This window comes from Clostridium sp. AF34-13 (assembly GCF_003477845.1).
GTDB classification, from domain to species: domain Bacteria; phylum Bacillota; class Clostridia; order Lachnospirales; family Lachnospiraceae; genus Butyribacter; species Butyribacter intestini.
This window is the reverse complement of record NZ_QUEB01000016.1, coordinates 1-228: the sequence shown is the minus strand read 5'-3', so window position 1 is coordinate 228 and position 228 is coordinate 1.

Genomic DNA, 228 nt, shown 5'->3' with positions numbered 1-228 from the left:
AAAAAAGGTCGGATAAAGACCTGGAACCTTGATAATTGAACAGTAAAACAACCCTGAAAATTCTAAAATAAATTTTCAAAGTTCTTATCTAACACATGCAGATAAGAACACGCGAGGTAAATCGGATTTCTTAATGAAATTCAGACGCGAAGTTGTGAAACAACTTCTAATGACAAAATTTATTAAAATTTTGTCTATGCCAAGTTTTACTTGGACAGGTCAAAACTT